The organism is Methylobacterium sp. B1 (genome assembly GCF_000333255.1).
In the GTDB taxonomy this organism is placed as follows: Bacteria; Pseudomonadota; Alphaproteobacteria; order Rhizobiales; family Beijerinckiaceae; genus Methylobacterium; species Methylobacterium fujisawaense.
In genome coordinates this window covers 1-3,053 of the sequence record NZ_BACT01000479.1, presented here as the reverse complement: position 1 = coordinate 3,053, position 3,053 = coordinate 1, and the positions used below count along the sequence as shown (strand labels likewise).

At 64.4% G+C, this 3,053-nt stretch carries 3 protein-coding genes; 1 reads left to right on the top strand and 2 read right to left on the bottom strand.

What is annotated here, in order from left to right; translation table 11 throughout:
• Both I53_RS14120 and I53_RS14115 read right to left on the bottom strand, forming a co-directional pair.
• Positions 1-1,392: PAS domain-containing methyl-accepting chemotaxis protein (locus I53_RS14120; protein WP_043351734.1), on the bottom strand; the 1,392-nt coding region annotated here is incomplete at its 3' end.
• Positions 1,393-1,598: 206 nt separating this feature from the next.
• Positions 1,599-2,585, bottom strand: a complete 987-nt coding sequence (locus I53_RS14115) for a CorA family divalent cation transporter (RefSeq protein ID WP_043351732.1) — start codon at positions 2,583-2,585, stop codon at positions 1,599-1,601.
• A gap of 213 nt (positions 2,586-2,798) precedes the next feature.
• Between I53_RS14115 and I53_RS14110 the strand changes: the two genes are divergently transcribed.
• Positions 2,799-3,053 (top strand): co-chaperone GroES (locus I53_RS14110; protein WP_043351730.1); only part of this gene is annotated, 255 nt, incomplete at its 3' end.

Below are 3,053 nucleotides of genomic sequence, written 5' to 3'. Positions count from 1 at the left end.
GACATCCTGGACGGCCCGGGCGAGCTGACCGGTGGCATTGGCGGCCTCGGAAACACCGCCGATATTGCCCGCCATCTCGTGGGTGGAGACCGCCTGCTCCTCGACGGCGCTCGCCATCGCCAGGGTCAGCTTGGACAACTCGCCCACCGCCGCGGTGATCATCTCGATCGCTCCCACCGCCTCGCCGGTGGCGCTCTGGATCGCCGAGACCTGCTGTGTGATCTCGCCGGTCGCCTTGGCGGTCTGCTCTGCGAGCGCCTTGACCTCGGAGGCCACCACCGCGAAGCCGCGGCCGGCGGCCCCCGCCCGCGCCGCCTCGATGGTCGCATTCAGCGCCAGGAGATTGGTCTGGTCGGCGATCGACTTGATCATGCTGACCACCGCGTCGACCTTGCGGGCATTCTCGGCGAGCTGGCGCATGGTCGCATCCGTGGTCCCGGCCTGCGCGGCGATCTGCTGTGCCCGCTCCGAGACGCGCCCGACCTGACCGGAAATCTCCTGGATCGCGCCGTTCATCTGCTCGGAATTCGCCGCGACCGACGAGGCCTTGTGCCGTGCGGATTCGGCGGACTGCATCAGCCCTTCGGCCGAGTTCTGCATCTCCTGGATGGCCGAGCCCACCGCCTCGACCACCCGCTTGACGTCGGTCTCCATGTTCACCTGCGCGGTGACCACGGCCCAGGTCAGCATCGGCCCGAGATACTGACCCTTCTCGTCGTTCACGGCCGTGACGCGCAGGTTCAGGGTCTCGGGTCCGACCTTGATCTTGGTGGAGTGCGGCAGCCGGCTCGCATCCGCCAGCATGGTGCGCTGGTGGCTCGGATTCTTGTGGAAGATGTCGAACGACCGGCCGAGCATCTCGTCGACTTTCACCGGCAGATGCTGGTCGATCGTCCCGAGGGTCCGGCGCGAGGTGGCGTTCATATAGTCGATCTTGAAGTCGTTCTTGAGGTCGGCCGTCATGACGGCCACCGGAACGTTGTCGATCATGGTCAGGAGCCGGTTGATCTCCTTCTTCTTGGCGGAGATGTCCGAAGCGAACTTGACCACCTTCACGGGCCGGCCACGGGCGTCGAGGACGGGATTGTATGTCGCCTCCAGCCAGACCGAGTTGCCGTCCTTGTCCAGGCGGAGGAACTCGCCGGTGACGTACTGGCCGACCTTCAGCTTGTCCCAGAATTCCGTATACTCCGCGGTCTCAGCATAGGCCCTATCCACGAAGAGACGGTGGTGCCGGTTCTGAATATCCGGCAGATCATACTTCATCAGCTTCAAGAAATTCTTGTTCGCATGGACGACGTTTCCGTCCATCGAAAACTCGATGATCGCGAGCGAACGATCCAGGGCATCGATCTTGGCCTGGGCTTCGTTGAAAGTCGTACGGTTGAACATTTCGACACTCGCATTCCTCGCCCGCGGGTATCGCATCGCAGCGTTAATGAACTCTTTCTTGATGCGTTATGCTGTTCTCCGTTTGGCGGCAGGAAATCGAAGACTTTTGATCGCGATGACGGAGTGCCTCAGAGATCGGAGTGGACGATTTCCGCGCTATTAACACTTGGTGGGACGATTTTTGTGCTGTTAAACCGGTCTGAATATCAGAACCAACCGCGCATTCGAAAGTATACTATAGGCGCTATGGCGCTGAAAAGGATCAGGCCGAGCGCGTAGGGATAGCCGAGAGTCCAGTCCAGCTCCGGCATGTGCTTGAAGTTCATGCCGTAGATCGACGCGATCAAGGTTGGCGGGACGCCGACCACCGAGACGACGGTGAGCACCCGGAAGACGTTGTTCTGCTCGATGGTGATGAGGCCGAGGGCCGCGTCGAGCAGGAACTGCACGTTCTCAGCGAGGCGCGTCTCGAACTCGTCGAGGGATTCGATGTCCCGCTTGATCGTCTCGAAGCGCGCGTCCTCCGGCAGGCCGATGCCGTCGCAGGCTGCGGCGACGAACGGCACGATCCGTTCGAGCCCGAGCAGACTGGCGCGGATCTTCCCCAGGACCTTTCCGCGGTTGCTGATGCCCCGCAGGATCCGGCGCAGGGCGAGGTCGCGGCGCCGCGGCGGCGGGCTCTCCAGGCGCCGCCGCTCGGCACCCCGGACGTCGAAGTCGAAGATCCGGGTCGAGAGCGTGTCGAGTTCCGATCCCATGTCCTCCAGGGCGTCCGCGAGGCTGTCGACCAGCTCCTCCAGGACGACGAGGAAGATCTCGCTCGGGGTCGTGCTGCCATCGCCCTCCGCGATGCGCTTCGCGGAGGAGTCGAAGGCGCGCAGGTCGTGAAAGCGGATCGTGACGAAGTGGTCCTTGGTCAGCAGGAAGCCCAGCGGCTTCACCTGCGACGCGCTCTGCTCGAAGGTGATCATCGGCGTCGAGAGCGACAGGCCGCCCTTCACCCGGCGCAGGCGACTCGACGTCTCGACCTCCGACAGCGCCGCCCGGGACGGCACGCGCAGACCGGTCGCGGCCTCGACCGCTTTGGCTTCCTCCGGGCTCGGGTCGTTCAGGTCGAGCCATACCGTATGGCGCGCGATCGGGCTGCCGGGTTGCAACGCCACCGGGCCTTCGGGTCCGTGCAGGCTCAACATGACGGCGCATTATCCATGGGACGAGAAGGAAGGCCGCCGGCGCGTCATCGCACCGTCGCGCGGGGGTGCGACAGCCTTGACTCGGAACCGCAGCGAGCCTATCTCGCCGCCGTCTTTGGCACTCGCCGAGACAGAGTGCTAACAGTCGAGTTCGCGAGCGGTCCCGCCGGCCGCATCAACGCCAACTCCAGACCTGAAGCAAGAGGGCAGCTCATGAAGTTCCGTCCGCTGCACGACCGCGTGGTCGTCCGTCGCATCGAGAGCGAGGAGAAGACCAAGGGCGGCATCATCATCCCGGACACCGCCAAGGAGAAGCCGCAGGAAGGCGAGATCGTCGCCGTCGGTCCCGGCGCCCGCGACGAGCAGGGCCGCGTCAACCCGCTCGACGTCAAGGCCGGCGACCGCGTCCTGTTCGGCAAGTGGTCCGGCACCGAGGTCAAGATCGACGGTCAGGACCTCCGATCAGAA